The sequence below is a fragment of the Candidatus Leptovillus gracilis genome (genome assembly GCA_016716065.1).
GTDB classification, from domain to species: Bacteria; Chloroflexota; Anaerolineae; order Promineifilales; family Promineifilaceae; genus Leptovillus; species Leptovillus gracilis.
Map to the genome: position 1 here is coordinate 14,386 of JADJXA010000017.1, position 20,847 is coordinate 35,232.

General features: G+C 54.2%; 25 protein-coding genes and 1 tRNA gene. 1 reads left to right on the forward strand and 25 read right to left on the reverse strand.

The features are described 5' to 3' along the window. Positions 1-6 precede the first annotated feature (6 nt). The 21 genes from IPM39_24970 to IPM39_25070 all read right to left on the reverse strand — a co-directional run bounded on the left by IPM39_24970 (position 7) and on the right by IPM39_25070 (position 15,976). A complete protein-coding gene (locus IPM39_24970; GenBank protein MBK8989277.1) occupies positions 7-3,939 on the reverse strand; it encodes a hypothetical protein in 3,933 nt (1,310 codons plus the stop codon). Between the two features lie 28 nt (positions 3,940-3,967). Next, positions 3,968-4,567 carry a hypothetical protein gene (locus IPM39_24975; protein MBK8989278.1) on the reverse strand — a complete coding sequence of 200 codons (600 nt, stop codon included), beginning with the start codon at positions 4,565-4,567 and terminating at the stop codon, positions 3,968-3,970. Positions 4,568-4,649: 82 nt separating this feature from the next. After that, positions 4,650-4,850 carry a hypothetical protein gene (locus IPM39_24980; GenBank protein ID MBK8989279.1) on the reverse strand — a complete coding sequence of 67 codons (201 nt, stop codon included), beginning with the start codon at positions 4,848-4,850 and terminating at the stop codon, positions 4,650-4,652. Next, positions 4,850-5,071, reverse strand: a complete 222-nt coding sequence (locus IPM39_24985) for a hypothetical protein (GenBank protein ID MBK8989280.1) — start codon at positions 5,069-5,071, stop codon at positions 4,850-4,852. The genes IPM39_24980 and IPM39_24985 overlap by 1 nt, the downstream gene beginning before the upstream one ends. Positions 5,072-5,331: 260 nt before the next feature. Further along, positions 5,332-5,577 (reverse strand): hypothetical protein, encoded by a 246-nt coding sequence (locus IPM39_24990; protein MBK8989281.1) that lies wholly within the window; start codon positions 5,575-5,577, stop codon positions 5,332-5,334. Further along, the gene (locus tag IPM39_24995; GenBank protein MBK8989282.1) at positions 5,570-6,130 is read right to left on the reverse strand and encodes a hypothetical protein; all 561 of its coding nucleotides are present in this window, start codon (positions 6,128-6,130) and stop codon (positions 5,570-5,572) included. The genes IPM39_24990 and IPM39_24995 overlap by 8 nt, the downstream gene beginning before the upstream one ends. 167 nt (positions 6,131-6,297) lie before the next feature. After that, positions 6,298-6,540, reverse strand: coding sequence for a hypothetical protein (locus tag IPM39_25000; protein MBK8989283.1), 243 nt, complete (start codon positions 6,538-6,540; stop codon positions 6,298-6,300). After that, complete coding sequence (locus IPM39_25005; protein MBK8989284.1) at positions 6,533-6,844, reverse strand: hypothetical protein; 312 nt, start codon at positions 6,842-6,844, stop codon at positions 6,533-6,535. The genes IPM39_25000 and IPM39_25005 overlap by 8 nt, the downstream gene beginning before the upstream one ends. Then, positions 6,841-7,068 (reverse strand): hypothetical protein, encoded by a 228-nt coding sequence (locus IPM39_25010; protein ID MBK8989285.1) that lies wholly within the window; start codon positions 7,066-7,068, stop codon positions 6,841-6,843. Before IPM39_25010 ends, IPM39_25005 begins: the two co-directional genes overlap by 4 nt. A 2-nt stretch (positions 7,069-7,070) precedes the next feature. Next, entirely contained in the window at positions 7,071-7,277 is a 207-nt protein-coding gene (locus IPM39_25015; GenBank protein MBK8989286.1) for a hypothetical protein, read from the reverse strand. A 49-nt stretch (positions 7,278-7,326) separates the two neighbouring features. Beyond that, the gene (locus IPM39_25020) at positions 7,327-8,133 is read right to left on the reverse strand and encodes a hypothetical protein (protein MBK8989287.1); all 807 of its coding nucleotides are present in this window, start codon (positions 8,131-8,133) and stop codon (positions 7,327-7,329) included. Positions 8,134-8,172: 39 nt separating this feature from the next. After that, the gene (locus tag IPM39_25025) at positions 8,173-8,631 is read right to left on the reverse strand and encodes a hypothetical protein (protein MBK8989288.1); all 459 of its coding nucleotides are present in this window, start codon (positions 8,629-8,631) and stop codon (positions 8,173-8,175) included. Between the two features lie 13 nt (positions 8,632-8,644). Continuing rightward, positions 8,645-9,388, reverse strand: a complete 744-nt coding sequence (gene radC / locus IPM39_25030) for a DNA repair protein RadC (protein ID MBK8989289.1) — start codon at positions 9,386-9,388, stop codon at positions 8,645-8,647. Positions 9,389-9,715: 327 nt separating this feature from the next. Further along, positions 9,716-10,033, reverse strand: a complete 318-nt coding sequence (locus IPM39_25035) for a single-stranded DNA-binding protein (protein ID MBK8989290.1) — start codon at positions 10,031-10,033, stop codon at positions 9,716-9,718. 741 nt (positions 10,034-10,774) lie between these two features. Continuing rightward, the gene (locus IPM39_25040; GenBank protein ID MBK8989291.1) at positions 10,775-10,948 is read right to left on the reverse strand and encodes a hypothetical protein; all 174 of its coding nucleotides are present in this window, start codon (positions 10,946-10,948) and stop codon (positions 10,775-10,777) included. Between the two features lie 593 nt (positions 10,949-11,541). After that, positions 11,542-11,763, reverse strand: a complete 222-nt coding sequence (locus IPM39_25045) for a hypothetical protein (protein ID MBK8989292.1) — start codon at positions 11,761-11,763, stop codon at positions 11,542-11,544. A gap of 12 nt (positions 11,764-11,775) precedes the next feature. Next, positions 11,776-12,066 (reverse strand): hypothetical protein, encoded by a 291-nt coding sequence (locus tag IPM39_25050; protein MBK8989293.1) that lies wholly within the window; start codon positions 12,064-12,066, stop codon positions 11,776-11,778. A gap of 60 nt (positions 12,067-12,126) precedes the next feature. Next, complete coding sequence (ssb, locus tag IPM39_25055; protein ID MBK8989294.1) at positions 12,127-12,540, reverse strand: single-stranded DNA-binding protein; 414 nt, start codon at positions 12,538-12,540, stop codon at positions 12,127-12,129. Positions 12,541-12,873: 333 nt separating this feature from the next. Then, positions 12,874-15,333, reverse strand: coding sequence for a hypothetical protein (locus tag IPM39_25060; protein ID MBK8989295.1), 2,460 nt, complete (start codon positions 15,331-15,333; stop codon positions 12,874-12,876). Between the two features lie 119 nt (positions 15,334-15,452). After that, entirely contained in the window at positions 15,453-15,737 is a 285-nt protein-coding gene (locus tag IPM39_25065; GenBank protein MBK8989296.1) for a hypothetical protein, read from the reverse strand. 65 nt (positions 15,738-15,802) lie between these two features. Beyond that, positions 15,803-15,976, reverse strand: coding sequence for a hypothetical protein (locus IPM39_25070; protein MBK8989297.1), 174 nt, complete (start codon positions 15,974-15,976; stop codon positions 15,803-15,805). A gap of 1,164 nt (positions 15,977-17,140) precedes the next feature. On the opposite strand from IPM39_25070, the gene IPM39_25075 reads away from it, so the two are divergent. Then, positions 17,141-17,380, forward strand: coding sequence for a hypothetical protein (locus tag IPM39_25075; protein ID MBK8989298.1), 240 nt, complete (start codon positions 17,141-17,143; stop codon positions 17,378-17,380). Between the two features lie 151 nt (positions 17,381-17,531). Here the strand turns inward: IPM39_25075 and IPM39_25080 are convergent. The 4 genes from IPM39_25080 to amrB all read right to left on the reverse strand — a co-directional run bounded on the left by IPM39_25080 (position 17,532) and on the right by amrB (position 20,816). Further along, positions 17,532-17,604, reverse strand: a tRNA-Glu gene (locus tag IPM39_25080). 384 nt (positions 17,605-17,988) lie between these two features. Further along, a complete protein-coding gene (gene ftsZ, locus IPM39_25085) occupies positions 17,989-19,116 on the reverse strand; it encodes a cell division protein FtsZ (GenBank protein MBK8989299.1) in 1,128 nt (375 codons plus the stop codon). Between the two features lie 58 nt (positions 19,117-19,174). Next, positions 19,175-19,387 carry a helix-turn-helix domain-containing protein gene (locus tag IPM39_25090; GenBank protein MBK8989300.1) on the reverse strand — a complete coding sequence of 71 codons (213 nt, stop codon included), beginning with the start codon at positions 19,385-19,387 and terminating at the stop codon, positions 19,175-19,177. Positions 19,388-19,571: 184 nt separating this feature from the next. Continuing rightward, complete coding sequence (gene amrB, locus IPM39_25095; protein ID MBK8989301.1) at positions 19,572-20,816, reverse strand: AmmeMemoRadiSam system protein B; 1,245 nt, start codon at positions 20,814-20,816, stop codon at positions 19,572-19,574. Positions 20,817-20,847 lie beyond the last annotated feature (31 nt).

Here is a 20,847-nt window from a genome sequence, read left to right on the forward strand (position 1 = left end):
ATATGGCTATCTCCTTGTGTATATGATATGTGGCACGGCCGTGTGTGAATAGTGACGGATGGGGCAGCGAAGCTGCCCCATCGCCACTAACCAAAGAGAGACATTTGCGCGGGCGCAAAGAGGGATGGCGGTGCGACTGTTGGTTTGCGTTTGGGTTTGGTGCTGCTGCGCAACATATCTTGCAGGTGTTGGATTGTAGGCCGCTGCGTGTCTGTAGTGGCAGGCGCCCGCCGGCGGAGCTGGATTTGCCACTACTGCGGGGTCTGGGTCGGCAATGGGCACGGCTTGTACGCCGTTGCGGGTTGGAACGATCACGGCTTTTTTCCAAGTGACTTGAAGGTCCGGTTCTGGTTCTTGTTTCGGTGTTTTGCCCATCAGCCTGTCAGCCTCGGCTGCGTCTACCATCCCGACGCCGAATACAAAGCGTTTCCCGTTTGCTGGTGTGCTGTGGTGTTGTTTAGAGATGGTGGGTCCGACTGTGACGGTTGCTGTTTTGAAGGTGGTTTCTTCTATTGGACTTGCCGCCTGGACGATTGCCGGTTCTGGTTCTGGTCCCAGGTCAGTGTAAATGGCCTGGGCGTCAAATCCGCCGAGGATCATGTTTTCTTTCGCAACATCCGCGTTGGCTTTGGCGAAGAGGTCTTCCAGGCTTTCTACCTGGTTGCCGGTTCCACCTTGCAGGGCGATGCGGGTTAATTCGGTCATCATGTCTGCGTTGGCGAGGTCGTCCATTTCGCTGATGCTGTCCTCTGGCAGCGTATCGCCGCGCACGCGGAGGGCTGCGCCGACTTTGGCGGCGATCAGGCGGATGGCGTTCGATTGCAAGGTGTCTTCGTAGTAGTAGAAGTACACTTTGACCGGCCGGTCTTGGCCGATCCGCCAGGATCGGCGGCTGGCCTGCAAGATGGTGTAGACAGAGTATTCTGTGCCCATCCAAACGATGGTGGGAAAGTCGAGCAAATCCAGACCTGTCTCTACGCGCTTGGGGTGTGTGATGATGACATCCACATTGGCTTTTACCTGCTGTTTCACCCAGGTTTCGCGCTTGTTGGGTTCGACTGTCAGGACAACGGCTTTCAGGCCGTTGTCTTTGAGCATTTTTACCCATTGTGGCGTGATGTCCAGGGTGCTGGTTTGTTGGCACAGCAGCAGCACGCGACGGCCGTTGGCTTTCTCGGCTTTGATCAGTTCGACAATCTCTTCTTCTTTGGGATACAGCCGGTCATCGCGGAGCGCGGGTACTTGGGCGATGGTGGCTGCATCGAGGTCATAGCCAGCAGCCAGGCGTTTCTTGTCTACCACTCGTTTGGCGCGCCAGGGACTATCAGGCCAGGATAAGAGGGCTTGCAGATATGCACCCAACAGTGATTTGTCGTTGTGTTGCAATCGTTCGGCCATCTCTTTGCGGAGCGTGTCGGCAAAGCGGTCATAGAGATTTTGCTGATCGCTGGTCATGTAGACGCCGACCGGGATTTCTTGATAGTCAGGCAGCGCCATGCCCATGTCTTTGAGGCTGATGAAGACGGCTCGGTTGAGCAGCCAGGGCAGCATGGCCGGTGATGCGCCAGGCAGTTCGGTGACGCGGGTTTTGCTGCGGCTGTTGCCAGTTTCAAAGCCGTTGGCATCGAATTTTACTTCGGTTATTTCCTGCATGATGCCGTACTGGTTTATCCACTTCTTTAAGCCATTTTCTCCAGCGTAATCATAAGCGTGTCGCATATCCGATGAGCTGCGGTAAAGCAGCGAGAAGAGTGTTGATGCTTTGCCGCCGTAGGTGGTCCCGGTCAGGTTTAGGACACGTTTGGCAGAGACAGCCAACCGGTGGTACGCATAGCCTCTGTCGCTGTCAGTTGATTTGTACTGATGGCATTCGTCAGCGATCAGGAGGTCTAGTTTGCCTTTGTACTGCCGCTTGATGTAGCTTGCCAGCGGATAGCGGGAGTAACCTTCATTTGTGGGCGTGGGTAGGTAGTCTTTGGCCGCCAGCATTTTGACGCGGTTAGCGTGCAGCTTGAAGGTTGTTGGCTTTTGATTGGGTGTGTAACGCCGACTGTCCTGGTACAAAGCGCCGTGACATTTGCGGCAATAGAATTGTTTGCTGGTGAAATGGCCGGGACTTAGCGAAACGCCTTCGTCGTCAGTTTGAATGTGACCGCAGGCTGGGCAACGTACATGTCGTCTTTTTCTTAAGTCGGGCAGCCGATTATGTAGTTTTTCGGGCAGTATTTCTTTGGCGTGTCCGTTGGTTAAAACGCTTGAGTGTAGTATCTCGAAAGTGCCATCTTGTGCCCGTGGCTTGTGCATGATTGCGCCCAAACGTGCCTGGTAAGCGTGCGCCCAGCCGCTGCCGGCGCGGGCGGTGGTTTCTTTGATGACGCCGAAGATTGGGCCGGGCAAGCTGAAGAATTTGTCAATGTCCTGGCGGCTGGTCAGGGCCATCGCGCTGGCGCGAGGCCAAACGAATTTGATTTCGCGCTGCCATTTGTCTACCAGGTGCGGCGGGCAAAGGATGATGATGTGATTCATGGGGTAGCCTTTGGCAGCCATGATTGCCGGTACACCAGCGCCCATCACGGTTTTGCCGGTTCCCATTTCGCCGTCGATCCAGCAGTCTTTGTTATTTTCCAGGCGAGTGGCGGCCGCGGCGATGCCGTGTTTTTGAGCGGGCAGTAGGCCAGGCCGGTTGACGATGGGGATCTTCCGTGTCAGGTTTAGCTTGTTGATGGCCGCTTCGTAGCCGTTGTAGTCGAAGTTGTACAACGGTGGATAGCGGTCGGTAACAACCTGGGTCAGCACAGGCAGCCACTTCGCCATGAAGCTGCTGAGGGCTGCGCCCTCATATGCGGTAACATCGCCTTTGGGTGTGATTGTGGTAATGCTGGTGATCACCTGGTCTGTGTTGGTTGTTCGTTCGGTGTAGGCGTGTTCGTCTTTGCCGCCAGCGTTGGGGTTTTCTTGCTGAACCGTGACTATTCTGCCCTGTTTGTAGCTCAACCCTTTGATGAGGATGCGCTCGTCGTCGTTTGTCAGGATTTGATTGTTGAGAAAGCCAGCGGCGATGACACCGATCAGGTGGCCGATCTTCATCGGGGTGACAGGCCGGAGGTCCGGCCCTTTGCTGGTGGTTGGGGCGATTAGTTCCCGGAAGGCTGCCGTAGTGATCACGCCTCTGGCGTGGGCTTCTTTGCTGGCGTCTGCCGGGCTGGTGTTCCAGCTACGAAAGCGCATTTGGTCTTGAGGCAGGGTTAAGGCTGGCAGGGTGTATACTGGCTCAGGAGCAGGAATTAAGGGTTCGATGTCTACGGCCTGGATGGGCTGCCCTAATTGGCGGATTTTCCGTACAGCATCGGCTTCTGGGCTGATGCGGTCTTTGCGTGCGACGGCAAAGACGATGACTTGCTTGAATCGTTCGTAGAACGGGTCAGGGAACCGGAAAATCTGGATGTCTTCAAACCAGGAGAGGAGATAGGGCGCCGTTTTTTCGTAGTGCAGCAGATGACGTGGAATTACCCAAATCATCAGGCCACCTGGTTGTAGATATGGCCGTGCGTCGCGCAGCCAGGCGTATTCAGCACGGCCGTTTTCGGTCATCAGGTATGGTGGATTGGCGTAAATGAAGTTAAAGCTCTCTTTGGGGGCAATCATTGCCGCGAAGCTGTCGGCCAGCAAGTGGCGGCCAGCGAGTTGGCTGGCATCCGGCCGCATGGCAATAAGGCTCTTGATGTTACGTTCTGCGGCGGCTGCCCGGTTGATTGCTAGTTCTACGCCATAGGGAATCAGGTTTAAATCTCGCGCCAGCGGGATCAGGGCTTCTCCTTCGCCTACGCAGGGGTCGAGGATGCGGCCGCCATTAGGCGCGGTGATATAAGTGCGGATCATGTTAGTGACAGGTTCGTCCGTGGGGAAATAGCCGGCCTTGTCAGTGTTGGCGAGACGCATTGTGTTTCTCTCCTTGTGTTGGTTGAGGTTAAAAGGTGATGTGGCCGTATCGCAGGCCATCAGTGATGATTTGTTGCCAGGCGTCCGGATCGATCTTGATCCGGTAAGCAAAGACGTTGCGTTCGGCTGGGAGTGGCGGGCTGATTAAGCCTTTGTTATCGCCAGCATTCCAAAGGTGTCGCGCCCATTGTGGTAAGACGGGTGTGTTGATTACGCGGTCCAGCAAGTTTAGAAAAGGGGCTTGGAATTGGTAGTAGAGTTGGTCCAATGTGTGGGAACCGGTTTGTGGCTGGAAAAGGTAGAAACACGTTTTGCTAGGGCTGATCTGGTTCGGGATGGCCTGTTTGTGGATTAACCACATTTCTAGCCAGTTGGAATCAGGCAATACAGCTTTCATCATGACGTGCATTTTGGAGCCTTCCAGGGTGACTGAGAACCTGTCAATCATTGTGCTTTGTTTGCCACTGGATACCAGGTGCGCCCAGGCTGCTTTAACTGCCTGTTCTGGTCCGAGCATTTGCAGGGCGACAATGGTGTCCTCTTCTTCATCGAGGGCGTAATAGGTACTGTAGGTTACGTGGTCTGAGTGGATGTAAACACGTTGGGTTGGTACGGTTTGAGTTGACATGCTTTTCCTCCGAAGCTAAAAGATTCGGAGGGTTTCGGCTGTTAAGCCGAAAAAAAGAGCCTGGCTCAATGCCAGGCTCTTTTTAGATTTTGGTGATTATGTGCGCGATGTTGTCTCGGTGAATAGCGATTGGCTCGCCTTTGTTGCGAGGGTTGTCGGCCAGTTTTTTCCCGAATTGATTGAACAAGGATAGTAGTGTTCTGCTGCTGTCGTAATGCTCTTGGGCAATACGATAGCGGCGGTTGTGAATATCTTTGACGTAGATAAGTGTGTACTTGGGCATTAGCAAGCCTCTAATTGGATCAGGGTGGTGTTGTTTCGCTTGGCATATGCGGTCAGAATTTCAACAGCTTCCGTCCAGTTGTCAGCCCCTTCGCACCAAGTTGCATCAAAATCTTCGTCGTCGAAGACACATATTGCGTTGCTATCTTCTTCCCATTCGCCATAGCAGAGAACGGTTTGCCCATTGCGGGTAATTGATAAGGGTTGGTTATTTTTGGACATTAATGGGGTTCCCGTCTTTATCCAGATATTTGTAGCTGGCCCAATCAACGAAGATTGTTCTCGATACTTCGAGTGTGGCGATTCTACAAATTTCTGGATACGTCTCGTGCAATTCGCCCCAGGTTATTCGGGTGTTTACGATTGGTGAGACGGATGGCATATTGTGCGCTTCGATGACCTGGTAAAGCGGTTCATTCCGACGCACTACGATTCTACGCTGGCTGGTTTCGGGTTTTACGGTTACTTCTGCGAGAACGAGTTTAGCTTTTGACATTGTGATTTCCCTCGGTATGCCGGCGACGGTTTTCGTCGCTGCCTGCTACATAGTGTCCTTGCTGTGATCCTTCGACGTTGTAACGGACTTCGACAATGGAAGTCAGGTAATTAACGATGGTTCTGGCGCGGTGTTCGGCCATTTCTGGGCTTTCGTTGATAGTTTCTTTTGGGATGTCGCGCCAGTCTCGATGGTCTCCAACCTTTCTGATTCGGAATTCGTACTTAGGCATGGACTTTCTCGCCTTGTTCTGCTTTGTACGCATTTAGAACGGTTTGGACGTGATGTTTGGCATCATTGTTTGTCCACATGCGGCTGAAAGCGCCCAGAGTGCGGGCAAAGACAAAGCCGTTGCGCCGAAGAGTGTTGTACATGGCATTGCTGACGCGGGTTTCAGGGAAGTAGAGCCGCACGCGGCTGTCTTCCGCAGCCCATTCGATGCGGACGCCATCTTCGTTGGTTTTATCGGAGGATTGGCGTTTGGTGGCGGCTTCGGCCTGGACGAGCCGCCCTTTAAGGCGGGTGATTTCGGCGTTGTTGTTGGTCAATTGCCAGGGGCTGAAACCTACGTGCCCGCCATAGCGAGGAGTGAGCAGTACGGTGGTGTTTTCTTCGGTGATGCCCAGCTTGGTAAGTTCCTGGATTTTGACATCCGGGTGCATTTTGCTGTTGCGGGCAATTTTGTTGGCCGCTTTCATAGTAGCTTGCAGTTTTTCGAGTATTTCGAGTTTGGCTTGCAGACGTTCGACGGCATCGGGATCGCCGATGTGGATGGGCTTAGACATTGCTTGGTTCTCCTTCTGTTTGGGTTGTGAGCCATTGCTCATAAGAGGATTGGTCAATAAAGATGCTGCGGCCTGCTTTGAGCTTGGGCCAGTTGTTTTTGTCGGCCAGGGCGATTAGTTGGCGAGATGTTTTCCCGCTTTCTTTTTGGATTGTGGGAGATCTTGGGTCAATATACGGCATTGTTCGATATGTCTCTGATAAATTCTGCTTCTTCAGGGGTGGCGGTGCTTGCGATTGCGCTCAGTGAGCCATCCCGAATGGTAGCTATGGGCCGCGAACCTACCGGGTTGCCAGAATATTGCCAGTTGTACACGCCATTACTACCTTGGTAGACAATGCCGACGCCGGTGTATGCGCCAGTGATAGACATTGCGCCTTCGATGGTGTGTTTAAGTTGTGTGTCAGCCATAAATAACGTTTACCTCCAGTTGTTTATTCAAAATGCCGGTGGGCATCCGTGGGTGATTGCGCGGCAGGGATGCCGTGCCGAATTGATAAAAGGCCGCCCAGGGGTCGCTGGCGTTAGCCAGGCGCTTGGCCGGGCTTACCAGGTCAAGCGCTTCTTGATGGCTTTCGAGCGGCCCGGCCAGAAAGCCGGTTCTGCCGTCGTTTTGGACGGTGACGAAGAAGAGCCGGTCAGGGTCTACGACCGGCTCTTGGGCCAGCGGTGACGCTGGCTTGTTGTGGGTGTAGGTTGTGATGGTTTTGATCATGGGAATTTGTTTCTTTTGCCAGTTTTCCAGTCAATGTAGGTTGAACTGTCGAGTGTCAGCGTGACGCCGGGGTAATCCTCTTTGTATTGTTGCCAGGATAGGCGCGTGCCAACTTTGGGATATTTGCGGTTGTTACTTTTGATTGTGCTGGGGCTTTCGATGACTTCGTAGCGATCTAGCAACTGTCCGCTTTTGGCGATTTGGGCGACTGTGACTTTAGTCATTGCTATTTTACCTTTCTGACCTTGGCTACGTCGCGGTCTTGCTCTTTGAGGTAACGGCCGTCTTCTGTTTCGAGTGCCCAAACGACTTGTCGGGCGGGCACTGTATCGTAGACGTATTTCAAATACGTGTGTTTGACGACTACAACGCCAGTCTGTGGGTGTTGTAGTTTGTCGCCGGGACTAAGTTTTTCAAATTCTTCTTGGGTCATGATGCCTCCTGCGGGTTTAAGATGGTAATTGTTAGGGGGGCGTAGTTGTTTATCTGTAAAACCATGACATGAGTGCCTCGCGGCTTTGCGGCAGGCGCTGGCCGTTGGCTTGGAGATATTCTTCGTAGGCGTTGACATCTTCCGCGGCGACGGAGTCGCCAGAGCCGTACAACGGTATGCCGTCGCGTTTGATGGGGGTTGGTAGTTTGGGGGCGGCGGTGGTGGTTATGGCGCGGCCGCGAAAAGATTGGCCGGTGGCGCGTTTTGGCCGGTCGCCATAGCCAAAGAGTTCCCCAACCAGGTCATCGTCGCCAGCAATTGCTTTTGCGATTGCAGATGGTTCGCGCCTGGGCGCTGGCATGGTTTGCATGATGATCTGCGCGGTCGTGTGGGCCTGCATGTATTCCAAGATTGTGTAAGCCATCTTGCGGGCGTCCAGGGCGGTCATGCCGACATTGATTTTCTTTTCCACCTGGCCGGCCGGTGTGATAGCGCCGGTTGGTGTGGCTTTGCCTGGCCCTTCGGTAAGCTGGAAATAGACCTTACTGTCTTTGGCATTGATACGCAGCACCCGACTGATAGGTTTTTCGCCGTTGCTGCCTTTGTAGTCGGTGAAGTCCACTGCTTTACCCCAGGAAAGATCGGCAAAGATGACGCGGGCGTCATCGGCGTCGAGCCAATGCGACAATTGGATATTAGCGCCCTCCCCTTGCCGATACATGCCGGCAAAAAGCTGCAACTTGGGGATGGGTTCACCAGAGTCTTTGGTGAAGTGCAGCGCGTTTTGCGTGTGCAGCCAGGTGGTTTTGGTCATGTATTCATAAATGCGATGATTGGTATTTGCAGATTGTTGCATAATGCGTTCCTTTTCGATAGTGGCGGGTTTATCGGCTTTTTAGTCGCCCGGCCACCTGCCGAGGAAATGTAGGGTTTGTACTGCGCCGATGTGGATACAGACGCGCTGGTCGCGCCAGCGGACGCGGGGGCAGTTGGGGTTATGGAAGTCTTGGCAGCCGCAATAGTAGTTACGGCCAGACCATCTGACTTCATATTGGGTATCTGGCTGGCTGTAGGATTTGACGTGTGCTATCACATCATCTTCTTGAATGAATTGGATATGCCCGGCCAGTATGAGCATCCCCATGCGCCAAACGCGGCTGCCGAGTGCCGGGTAGCGTTTGAGCATTTCGCTGAGAGCCTGGTGCAGCTCCGGGTCGGCGGCGGCAATTGCCGTAGCAATTGCCGCTTGTTTGCCTTGTTCGCCAGCGGGGAACGCCAGGGTTTGCGTATTGGTTCTGGCTTGCCATTCTCTGGCTGAACGGTCGTATTCGATGAGTGTGTTTCCGACAAGCATGGTGGGTTTTTCCTTATTTGGATTTTGGAATGAAGTCGAATCCAAGTCCGCGCTCTTTGAGCGAGTAAAATACGTTGAGGCCAATGATGATGTGATCCATCACCTGAATATCTAATAGCTCTCCGGCCTGGCCGATCATCCGCGTTACGTTTACGTCTTCTGGAGACGGGGCCGGGTCGCCAGATGGATGGTTGTGGGCCACGATGATCGCAGCGGCACGGCAGCGAATGGCCGGTTCAAAGATTTCGCTCATGCGGATTGGGATGGCGTTGAGTGTGCCTATGTAAATGGTGGTTTTGTTTATGATGTGATTGCGAGTATCCAAAGAGATGACGACGAAGTGTTCTTGTTCCAGGTGCATCATGTCGCCCATGAGGTAATATGCTGCTTCTTGTGGGGTTTTGATTATGGACGATGGCGGGTATTGAAATGCCTGGTATCTGCGGGCGATTTCCATGATTGCCAGCAGTCGCCGGGCGGTGATTTCCCCAATTCCTGGTAGGGTGGCCAGTTCGTGGCGGTTTTTGCGGGCAATGCCTGGCAAATGGTTGGTCGAGGTTAGGAGGTCTTGAGCCAGGTCGAGGCCGTCTTTGTTGCCGAGAGCGATGGCGAGGACTTCGGCAGTGCTTAGTGCCCGCAGGCCGACTGCATCCATGCGGGTGTAGGGCTGCTCTTCTGGAGGCATATCTTTGATCAGGCGGCGCGTTTTTGTGCGCCGCATGTCGTAAGCCTGCATGTCAATGAGCGAATGTTGCATAGGTATCTCCTTCTAGGTTGGGATGGCAGTATTCACCAAGTACAGGCTGTTAAGCCTGTAGTTGGTGGGTTTTTGTTGCCAATTGGCAACAAAAATGGTGGCAAGGTGCAGGGGGATGGGGCACGGCCGTGCCTGGGTGCTGCCACTATGCCGGGCAAAAACTCAATCTGAGACCTTCGGCATCCAGAGGATGCCCCTTTTGGGGATGGGGGGTCTTCCCCCCAGCCCCAAAAGGTACAGCCCCGGGTGGGGATAGGTAGCGGCCTGGGGCTTTTTTGCTGGGCGGCACGAAAGCAAAAAAAAGCGGCTCTTTCGAGCCGCTCTCTTTTATTCTGGCTTGCCACCCAGAAACTTGATTTTGTCTGCGTTGATTTCCATGCTGGCGCGAGTGTCTCCGTTTTTGTCCTGCCAGGTCTTGATTGATACCGTGCCCTTGACCATTACCAACTGGCCTTTGTGGAGATGTTGGTCCATTACGTCCGCCAATTTGTTCCACGCTACCACACCGAACCAGGTTGTTTTGTCTTGTTCGCCGGCGCGTTCGTTGACTGCTACCGAGAAATTGGCGACCTGCTTGCCGGTGGTCGTTGTTCTGACCTGGGGTTCCTGACCTACGTTACCGATGATTGTGATTTCCTGAAACATTTTTGATTCTCCTTAAGTGAAATTTGTGTTACTCGATTGCCAAGAAAGATGTGAATCCATAGAGCCAGGAGTCACCGCAGGGGAACAGCCAATTTTGCAAAAATTGGCTGTTGACTACTGGATTGGATTCATATCCTTGAGCAATTGTTGAGTAACCAAATCACGAAGGAGAATCTTGTTTCAGGAGAAAAATCACAATTGGTAACGGGGGTTTGGGCAGGAACCAGGTCAATGACCACGCAGCAGGGCGCTGGGGGTAGCAGTCGGCGCGGCGAACGAAAACAACGGTTCGGGTTTATGTGGTAGCGCATTGGCGGCGGGGCAAACATCGAAGGCCAGTTGGGGTCAAGGCCGGGATCGCACCTGGCAGGCGGGAGACGCAGCGGCATGGGGCGCAGCCGAGTTTCGGGGCAAGCCGAAGAAGAGCGGCCGAAGGCCGCTTTTCTTCGGGCTTGAGTGCCTTTGCACGCGGTTGGCCGTCTTCGGCCAACTCTGACGGCATTGGGGACAGACAGCGGCGGTCGAGCGGTCCTCCGCCCGACCGGGGCTGCGCGTGCGGCCGGTCTTCCGGCCAGGTTTGCCGAAGGCAAAAAATAAGCCTCTTTCGAGGCTTATTTGCTTTCGAGTGTGAAGGGGATGCCCTTGCGGAAGAGGAAGTTGAGGATGATGTCGCGGGCGGCGGGGCTGGTTACGATGTAGGTGCGAATAGAGCAGGTGATGGTGTAGGTCATTGTTTTCTCCTTAAAATAAACTGAGTTGTACGGTTTTGGGTTCTGCCTTTTCGACGAGCGGCTGGGCTTGCGATTTCTCCAGAAGTTTGGCTTCCCGTTCGAGCCGGGCGCTGTTTTCGTTGCGTCGTTGAATTTCAACCCGTTCCCGTAGTGTCAAAGTGCGATAAGTGTTTTTGTAGGCCATTTTTGTTCTCCTGTAGTTGTGTTTGTCCTGCTTGATTGCCAAGAAAGATTTGAATCTAGAGCCAGGAGTCACCGCAGGGGAACAGCCAATTTTGCAAAAATTGGCTGTTGACTACTGGATCGGATTCATATCCTTGAGCAATCGTTAAGCAGGAAACAAACACACACGGAAGGAGAACTTGGCCTAACAAAAACATAGCAACTTTGACGCGGAGGAACGTGGTTGGAAAAATTCAACAGCAACGGTGCGCCTGGCGAGTGGGAAGCCCTGGAGAAATCGCCCAGCCTGCCTCGTCGGGCAGAACCCTGTACAACGAGGTTTATGGAGAAAACAACTTCACCATCGCCTATTCGCAGCCGTAACCAGCAGGCCGCTGACATCACCGGACGTGCCGCAGGGCGCAGCCGAGTTTCGGGGCAAGCCGAAGAAGACCGGCCGAAGGCCGGTCTTCCGGCCAGGTTTGCCGGAGGTCTTAGGGGGGTTGCGGGGGGAACGTCCGCGTGAGGGGGTGATGGAGGGTGTGCCCGAAGCGGCATGGGGATGGGGCCACATGCTGCATCGAGCGCACCCGAAGTCAGGGGGAGACTTCCCCCTTAGACGGCGACATGAGTTGTACAGTCAGCATCATGAAGCATAGATACCAGGCGGCTTACTTTGTGTTCAAGATATGGGTCATCAGTGTCCAGGTCGAGGGCTACGTATTTTTCCCAGCTATCTAAGACTGGCATATACACGTCTTCGATTACACCATTTTCGATGATGATGTAGATTGCGGTAAGTTCTGGTTCGTTTTCTTGAGTGATGTTCTTTGGCATTGAGATTCCTTGTTAGTGATTAGCAAACATGAGTTTAGCGGGCGCTGTCTTGGCTTTTAATGCGGCGTGGTAACGGCAAAAGAGTTCTTCTTCCACGATTTCTGTGTCAGGAGCTTCTAAAACCTTACTTATTTCTAAATATCGCCAGTCCAGGATCAAGCTATCGGGGTTGGCGATGCCGTTTTGTGTCAGGAGGGCAGAGATTTCATCTTCCAGTTCTCCTGTATCGCCACCTTCGATGTTCATGGCGATTTCGACTTTTATGATGATGTGCTTTTGTTTGGGTGTGGTTGGTTTGTGCATGAATGTTTCCTCCAAAAAAAGAGGCTAAGGCGTAAGCCTTAGCCTCTTTGTGGTTAGTGTTTAGAAGGGAATTTGGTCGTCTTCCGGTTGATTTTCGGGAGAAACGTGGTTGTCGCGTCCATTTCCGTTGCTAGTGGACAGATAGCGGACATCATTGGCGCGGATTTCAAACGATGCGCCGGCCGTTCCATCTTGGCGGCTCCAGATGCGCGGGCCACCAGTGTTCGGGTCAGGGGTCAGTGTGCCCTCGACGAGAACTTTGCTGCCTTTTGCGAGATACTGATTGGCGTTTTCCGCCTGCTTGTTCCAGACGCTGACTTTGAACCAGGTTGTTTCATCAACGGATTTGCCTGCGCGGTCGGTGTATTTGCGACTGGTCGCAACATTGAGGCTGGTCACGGCCGTGCCGTCCGGCAGGTAGCGCATTTCGGGATCGCGTCCTAAGTTGCCGACGATGGTGATTTTCTGATACATGGGATTTGTCTCCTTGCAAATGTGTGATTGGGAATTAAAGAGTTTGTTTGGGTTGGGCTGTTAAGCCCGTTTTTCTTTCGTTTCGGTCGGGCTGTTAAGCCCGCTCTTTGCTTTTTTCTTCGCTCTTCGCGCACGGTTGGCGGTCTTTCCGCCAACTCTGACGGCATTGGGGACAGACAGCGGTGGTCGAGCGGTCTTCCGCCCGACCGGGGCTGCGTGCGCCGGGCCGAGTCTTCGAGGCCCGCCCTACCCTGCTGACTACTTTACAAAAACCAGTGTAATAAAAATAGTGGCGGGTGCAGCGCGGTCGCTGCTGCACCCGCCACCACAAGATTACGCTTGGCACAAAACGGTGTACAGATTGCCGTCTTTGGCCTGCGCCTGGCTGATTGTCCACCGTGATTCAGCCATGACGCGGATTTCCTGACCGGTCTGGATGTAGGCCAGCGTGTGGCCAGATGGCCCACGAGCGACAATCCGGCCGTCGTCTGTGATTTCGGTAGAGATGGTTAAGCCGACGAAGTCGGCGGTTCGTTCGGCAACCAGTTTTTTGGCTTGAGTGCGGATGTCTTTGGGGACATCGCTCATGGTTGCGTATAGCCCGTCCCTTACTTTGAGCCAGTTGAACCAGACGCCGTTAAGTTGCACCGGGACGCCGGTGGGCTTTTGGTCGAAGTGCAGCAGCGTTCCGGCGCTGCCGAGCCAAATTGGTTCACCGATTATGCCGATGTGTCGCAGCGCATTCAGGAACAGCCGGGCTAGTCCCGGCCGGCGCGGGCCGGCCGCGCCACCTGGTACTTTGGGATCGGGCTGCCAGAGCAGCGCGTCGCTGAGGCTGCGATTGTAGACATGGGCGGCTGCGCCCAGCAATGTCTCGACCTGGTTGTTCTTCACAACGTGGTCAAGCGCGGCATTGTTTGCCGCGTCCAGGCCGCTGCTTCGCAGCGCGTGCTGATACAGTGCGACGAGCGTCTGGCCTTCGGTTTGCCAGGCTGTGCCATGTTTGAAGATGTCTAGGGGCGGCGTGGCTTCTCCGGCCAGGTTGTTCAGTTCCAGCATGAAGATGTCAATGCGTGACTCAGCCTGGCGCATGAGGCTACTGAACCAGTGATTAGGGTTTATCTGCACTGCCTTCATGGTATCTGCGTCAAGTGCTGGTTCAATGCGTGGGCTTAGTTCTGCCGGCAGTGCGGCGTATTGGTCGGCGGCAATGTCTCGCATTGCCAGGCGGATCCAGTCAGCCACGGGACGTAAGTCCACCGGGGCTTTGACTGAACCATCAATCACGTCTTCCAGGCGTGCTGGTAGTTCTAGCGGCACGTCGCCGTAGGTGGCTTTGAGTACCATCAGCGCATTGCAGTACGCGCCGAGCATCCCCCCATTCGTGAGTGCGTTGCTGATCGCCGGTTCCATTGCGGCGATGCTGTACTGTTCGGCATGGAATTGCGGAAACGGGATCAGCTCTCCATAGGTGTAATTCAGCGTGTCGATCCGCGCAGGCAGCTTGCGGCTGTCCATGTGCGGCCATGTAACGGTTGTGCTGCTGATTTGCCAGGGTATCGTGTAGCAATTATCTGTCGGCTGGAAAAGGACGTACTCTCCTAACTGGTTCGGGCTGCGCCAGGCCAGCACCCGTTTGCTGCCATCGTAGTCGGTGAATTGATGAATCCAGAGCGCGTCATCGCCATCTGCCCCACCCAGCACCTGTACTATGTGATTGTTCCAGTCGGTTTGGTTGACCCAGGCCGTTGCGGTCTGAGCGTCAATCTCGATGTGGCCTTCGGGCACATCGCGCTGACCGACGCTGGCCGGGAAAATGTAGAAGCGACCACCAGGAATGGGAAAGCGGAAGTTTTCTCTGCCATGATTGAGGCGGCGTAGGAATTGCCGCCCCATTGCTTTGACGGTGGCCGGAAACCACATCAGTTTCCCCCCACTGGCGATGTACTCGCCAATGTACCATTTCTGCAATTGCGCGAGCTGCTCATCGGATTGGATGTTTTCGATGCGACTGAGCAGTACGTCAAGTTGGCCGGTTTTGATGCGGTCTAGGAAGAGTTCGGCTTCCTGTGCCAGCCAGACGAGCAATTTTTCGACGGAAAAGAATGGAAAGAGATTGATCAGGCTTTGCACGTCCAGGCGCATGTGGTCGTGGCTGTGAACCGGCTGTAAGCCGATGAACACACGGCCGTCGAGCGCCAATTCGCGCTTGGTTGCGCCGGCAGGAATAAGAAAGTCAACGGCCAGGTCGTCCACGACCAGCGCGTGACCTTTCTCTTGCCCATCTGCGTGGATGATGGTGATCTCCCAGCGTTGGCAAGTTTCGATCTCGCGCAAATGGCTGGCAATCTGGTGTTCAGGTTGTCCGGCATGGGTGGCGCTGTAGCGCCGTGCCATGCCGTCCAGGTAAGTGCGGCTGATCAGGGCGCAGCCATCCCATTCAGCATTGGAGATGTCGGTGGCGAAATCAATAGAGACCTGATTGCAACGGCGAAATTCGTAGAAGCGATACGGCCGCATGATGCGGCTGATCCGTTTGCTGAGTACAAACGGACCTTTGCGAGCCACGTCCAGCTTGAGGCCCATAGCATAAAGAAATTGCTCAGTATTTGTTCCGAGGATGTGCAGGTCGCTGACCTTGTCGCCTTTTACCCAGCGCAACGTTTGATTTGCGGGTGCTGGCACAGCGTCTAGCGGATAGGTGTAAATGACCCAATCGGGAAATTGGGTCAGGAACGGGTATTCCATCCCGCCCAGGTCGTCAGCCGGTGTAATTTTGGTTATACTGTGCATGAGGTTTATTCCTTTTGGGGAATCTGGCTAAGTTTCCAAGCGGAGCCAGGTTCCCCGTTTTGTTTTCCGGTCAGTAAATCGGTAAGTTACGGCCGTTAGGCCGTCAAATTAATTCCTCTCTAAAAAAGACGAAGTTGTTTAGGCTGTTCGGCTTCCTTCCGAGCCTTCTCCAGCATTTTCAAGCCCTTCGAGGCTGTTTTATTGCTGCCATACCGGGCTTGGTGCTTTGCTGCTTCTTCGCGTCGTTGAATTTCGACACGTTCGCGCAGAGACAATGGTTTGTAATGGCTACGCAGTGTTTCGTATGTGATATTGTTCTGCGGTGGGATAGGTTTCATTTGTGCAAGCTCTTGCATCTCGTCGTATTCAGTTGTAAAGGCGTCGTAATCTGTTAAAATGTTCATGTTATCCTCATAGATGACGTTAGGCCGGTCAGTGACTCGTAATCTACTGACCGGCCGCTTTGTTGTTAGAATGGTATTTCTGATTCCCCGACTTCGTACTCAATCCCGATTCGAGGTTCGTAAAAGAAAAATTGCTCATCAATCTCGTTTTGAAGGCGTTCTGCCTCTTCAAGCGTTTCGGCTTCGGCATACGGTTCTTCGTCGTACTCACTGACCATGACGTAAATAATGTATTTCATTTGATGCTCCTCTTTGTTTTTTTCTTTGGTTAACTGTGTGGGCGATACGAGTTGTACCCCCCTGTCGTTACCTATGGGAACACATCGTCGAAACCGCCGGACACGGCCGCCCGGTCCTCCGGCTGCCGTGTTCCGTGCGAGCGATGCAGCGACTTGCCCCCGTTGGCCTGACCCCCGGTCCTCCGGGGGCAGTAAAGCCAACGGGGGCAAAGGACGCAGCACAACTCGTTTTTTCCGAGTCTTCGAGGAAAAAATGAGTTTGCAAAGCGTCCGGCAAGCCAGAGTAATTTTTTTCAAACTGCCGAAAGTTCCTCTTTCGGCAAGGCTTGGAAAAAATTATGTAGCGATGTGTTACCATTAAGGTGACAGGGGGAAGTCGGGGAAGATGCTCTTTTTTGCGATGTTGCCCGCCCCGCGCCCGGTCCTCCGGGCAGGCGGTAGGCGTAAAGGCAACATCGTAAAAAATAGCAAGAAGGGGCGGGGCTTCGGCCGCCCCTTCTTTTCAATTAAAAAGCCGCCGCAGCGCCGCATCGGCGCTCAAGGCGGGTTCTGTCCGGGCGCGGGAAGCCGTCGCACTCGCGGTGTTCGAACTTTAGCGGGCTGCGGTCTTCCGCAGCGGGCTAAAGTTCGAGCGCGAGGCCGACGGCTGACCCCAGCCCGGCAGAACAGCGATAAATCGGCGTATGCCGCCTGACCGCAGCGTCTTCGCTGCGGTCAGCCCGGGTTTATCTTGTAGAGCTTTTGACGTGGTTAGCCCTTGTTTGTGTTGTGCGTAGGTTTGGGGATTTTCGAGGGGAAGTGATCTTTCAGCCACCGCGCCAGGGCAAGGCGCATAAAAAGAAGCCGCTCGATGCGGCTTGTTTTATAAGTTGCTGGTCAGAAACCACTTCAGGACAAAAAAAGGCCCAGCTAAATTGCTGGGCCTTTTCAGGGGGGGAGAACGTGTCAGTTGAAGCCAGGGAGAGGAAGTGTCTCAGGTAAGCATGGTGCGCATTATAATTTGTCCCTGCGTTTTTGAATAGTGGCGAGTTTGTTGATCAGGCGCAATTATTTCGCCACTACTGTCGTTTCACCAATCATCTAGATGTCTTATATTCCGGTGGTAGATAATTTTAAGCTTGAGTTTGTTGCCCATAAAAGCCAGGCCGACTTATAATGTCCTACATGGCACATGAAACAAATATTCAGGAATTGGAAACGCAAACTGCCGAGCAAGTTTATTCTGTTAAACAACTCGCTCAGCGCTATAAAGTGGGAACAAGAACTATAAATAGGTGGATTGGGGCGGGACTATTCCCTGGAGCTAGTAAGAAAAATCCGACAACTAATAACAGTCCCTACGAAATTACCCAATCCGGAGTTGATTATTACGAAAACCTGCGCAAAGCGGCCGCCAAAACCTGAAAACAGGCCGATTGCCATTTGGCGTTACCTAAGACTTACGTAACGCTTTTATTATTTACCAAAAAACGAAACGACCGCATACCGGCCAAGGTGTCTACGGTCGTTTCTCAATCGCACCTTACTAATTGAATCTTAGCAAGGCTTATGATCATGCCCTCACGGAGATTCGAACTCCGGTTTTAAGCTTGAAAGGCTTACGTCCTGGTCCCCTAGACGATGAGGGCAAGCGGAGGGAATTCTATCATTCCCAACCGGTACGGTCAAGCCCATTTTGCAGCCGGCAGCAGTTCTCAATTTGCCTGGGTGTTGCTAGTAGGGGCGGGACGGCGCGGACAGGTAACAGCCGCAGCGAACGGCATTTTCCCGCGCCGTCTCGCCCCTGTGGCTGGATTTCAAATTGAGAATTGCTGTGCAACCGGCGTGGGGGCAGATTCATAACGGCCGTTGCTCATTCTCATGTCATGGGTCCAACGTTGTCGGCGACCTTTGGTCCATGACGCAAAAAAATACGCCCCCCGTTCAATTGAACAGGGGGGCGCACGCAGAGGGGATGTGTTTCGCAAGCGATTCACAAATCGCTTCAACGAAAGCAAAGGTGTTGGCGGCCTCTATCGCCTGCGCAAAAACGCAGGGATATCCAAATTGTTAGGCGTGAATTTAGGCTGCACCGGTTCAGGTTCACGCTCACGAACCGGGATGGGCGGCGGCGCTTGCCGCTGCGGCGGGGTAACAACCGGCGTCGCCGGGCGGCTGTACTGCTGCTGCACCAATTGACGGCGGGACAAAGAATGATCAAATCCGGTGGCAATCACCGTGATGCGCATTTCGTCGCCCATGTTTTCGTCAATCACTGCGCCAAAAATCATGTTGGCGTCCGGGTGGGCGGTCTCGCGGATAATGGCGGCAGCCTGGTTCACTTCGTACAGGCTCATGTCTGGTCCGCCGGTCACGTTAAACAGAATGCCCCGCGCTCCATCAATCGTCACATCCAACAGGCGGGAGCTAATCGCCTGTTCGGCGGCAATGCGCGCCCGGTCATCGCCTGCGCCATGCCCTACGGCCATTAACGCCGCGCCGCCCTCAGACATGATTGTCTTCACGTCGGCAAAATCCAGATTGATCAGACCGGGGATGGTGATCAATTCGCTGATGCCCTGGATACCCTGGCGCAGCACGTCGTCGGCCATGCGGAAGGAATCTTTCAAGGAAACACGTTTATCGGTCAGTTCCAGCAGGCGGTCGTTGGGAATAACGATTAACGTATCCACGTATTCTTTGAGTCGTTCAATACCTTGTTCGGCGGCATTGGTGCGGTGGCTGCCTTCAAACAGGAAGGGTCGGGTGACGACGCCGATGGTTAACGCGCCCATTTCCCGCGCCGTTTTGGCGATGATGGGCGCGGCGCCTGTGCCTGTGCCGCCGCCCATCCCGGCCGTTACAAACACCATGTCGGAACCGGTCAGGACTTCGTGCAGTTCTTCGGTAGATTCGGCGGCCGCTTTTTCCCCTTGTTCCGGGTTGCCGCCGGCCCCCAGGCCACGGGTCAATTTGTCGCCAATGCGCACGCGCACCGAGGCGTTGGAGAGGTGTAGGGCCTGATTATCCGTATTCACGGCGATGAAATCTACGCCGGTGACGCCTTCGCTGATCATGCGGTTGATGGCATTGCAGCCACCACCACCCACGCCCACGACGCGGATACAAGCTACATTTTCGATTTCAGGTGCTCTTTGCATATGGATACCCTTTCCAACGTGTCAGGCGTCAGGTCGGCCTGGATGAACGCCGCCTGATTTACAACAATGTTGCTTTGTTCCCTGGACGTGGGTCGTAACGACTGGCGTACTGTTCCAGTGTAGATTTGTCTACCAGCCACTTGTTGCCAAATTTGATGGCCGGCAGTTTGCCCTGGCGAATGAGCCTTCTCACCGATTCCGGGTGGATATTCAGGCGATCACCAACTTCTTGAACGCCGGCATAATTTTCTAAGAGATCTTCTTTCGCCATACGACCGCTTACCCGATTATCAATGCGGGATAATACAACAAATTGACTGTTGTAAAAATACAACAAAATCGGGAATATGTCAAGTATTTTGTTGAGTTTTTACAACAATTGGGGATCTATCATACGTGGTAGGTCATTTATGACGCCTGACGCCTGACGCAGCACGGAGCGCACATGACGGCCGTTAATCCAACAGCAGGCCGGAGATGGAGACGAGGGAATGGTCCTGGGGGTCGGCGGGGCAGTGGGCGTAGGTGACGCGACGGCCGTCGCCGGCGGTTGTCGCGTCGCCTGTGCTGCCCAGATAGCGCAGCAGCAGGTAAATGGAGGAAAAACCACAAATGCGGTTGCGGTCTTGCACGGCCGTTATCTGCCCATAAAAATCGGCCGCATCGCCGCGCAAAATGGCGGTCATCAGGTGGTCATCGGCCGCTTGCAAGGCGGCGCGGCGCGGCGCGTCCATCACAAAGCTGTCGCCAAAATTGGGACCGACGTGGGCGAAGTCTACCGAGGCGACGGCCAGGACTTTTTTGCCCTGCGTGGCCCGTTGCAGGGTTTTGATGACGGCCGTTAACCGAGCATCTTCGAACGGGTGAGGGCCGTTCATCACAAAATGGTGAAACGAGCCGCACAGGATGGGAACCATCAGTTTGGGCGCCAGGCCCAATTTTTGCGTGGTGTAATGCAGCCAGACAGCCGATAGTTCGATGGAATGTTCCTGCCGGTGGTGGATTTCCTCTGCATAGGCGGCTTCTTCGCCAATGGCTGCCGCCAGTTGGTCTACCAGCGTCAGGTCGGTGGGCAGCACACCATAGGGGGTGGCGTAAGCCTGCCGCGTCAGCGTTACGGAACCGGCGCTGCCGTTGTGGTCTGTGCCCAAGATAAGAACCAGGTCGGCCTGGGCGACGGCCGTTTCCGCCCGCCGCCAAACTTTGGCATACACCGGCCCACCCCGCTGATAATCAATGTGCGGCGAAATAATTCCTCGCCCCTGCCAGGGTCGCCAACCATTCAAGTCATCGCCCGCGCCATACTGCTGCAACAAAGCTGTCAGCGCCTGTGGCTCGTCTGGATAGCTTAATCCGGCCAGGGCCGGCGGGCGATGCGGTTGGGCGCGATACGCCTTGAGCATCTCGGCCTGAACCTGGCGCGAACGGCCGTTTTCAAGCAAACATGCTTTGTCCAACTGCTCCAGAGCGTCATAGACGATGCCATAGTCCACCATCTGCCCCATCTGGCGGCAAAACGCGGCGTGGATTTCGGCTGGTGTGCGGGTTCCATCGCAAAAAACAAGCATTTGCGCCAGCGCCGGGGGCATGATGAGCTGGTAAGGGGTTAGCTGCAACGGGTCACGCAGATACCACATTTGCTGCCCCATATGGTGGACAGACTGAAAATCGAGCGGGCGGAGACGTGGATTTTCGGTCAAACGATGTTCCTTTGTGCATTTCGGCGCACAA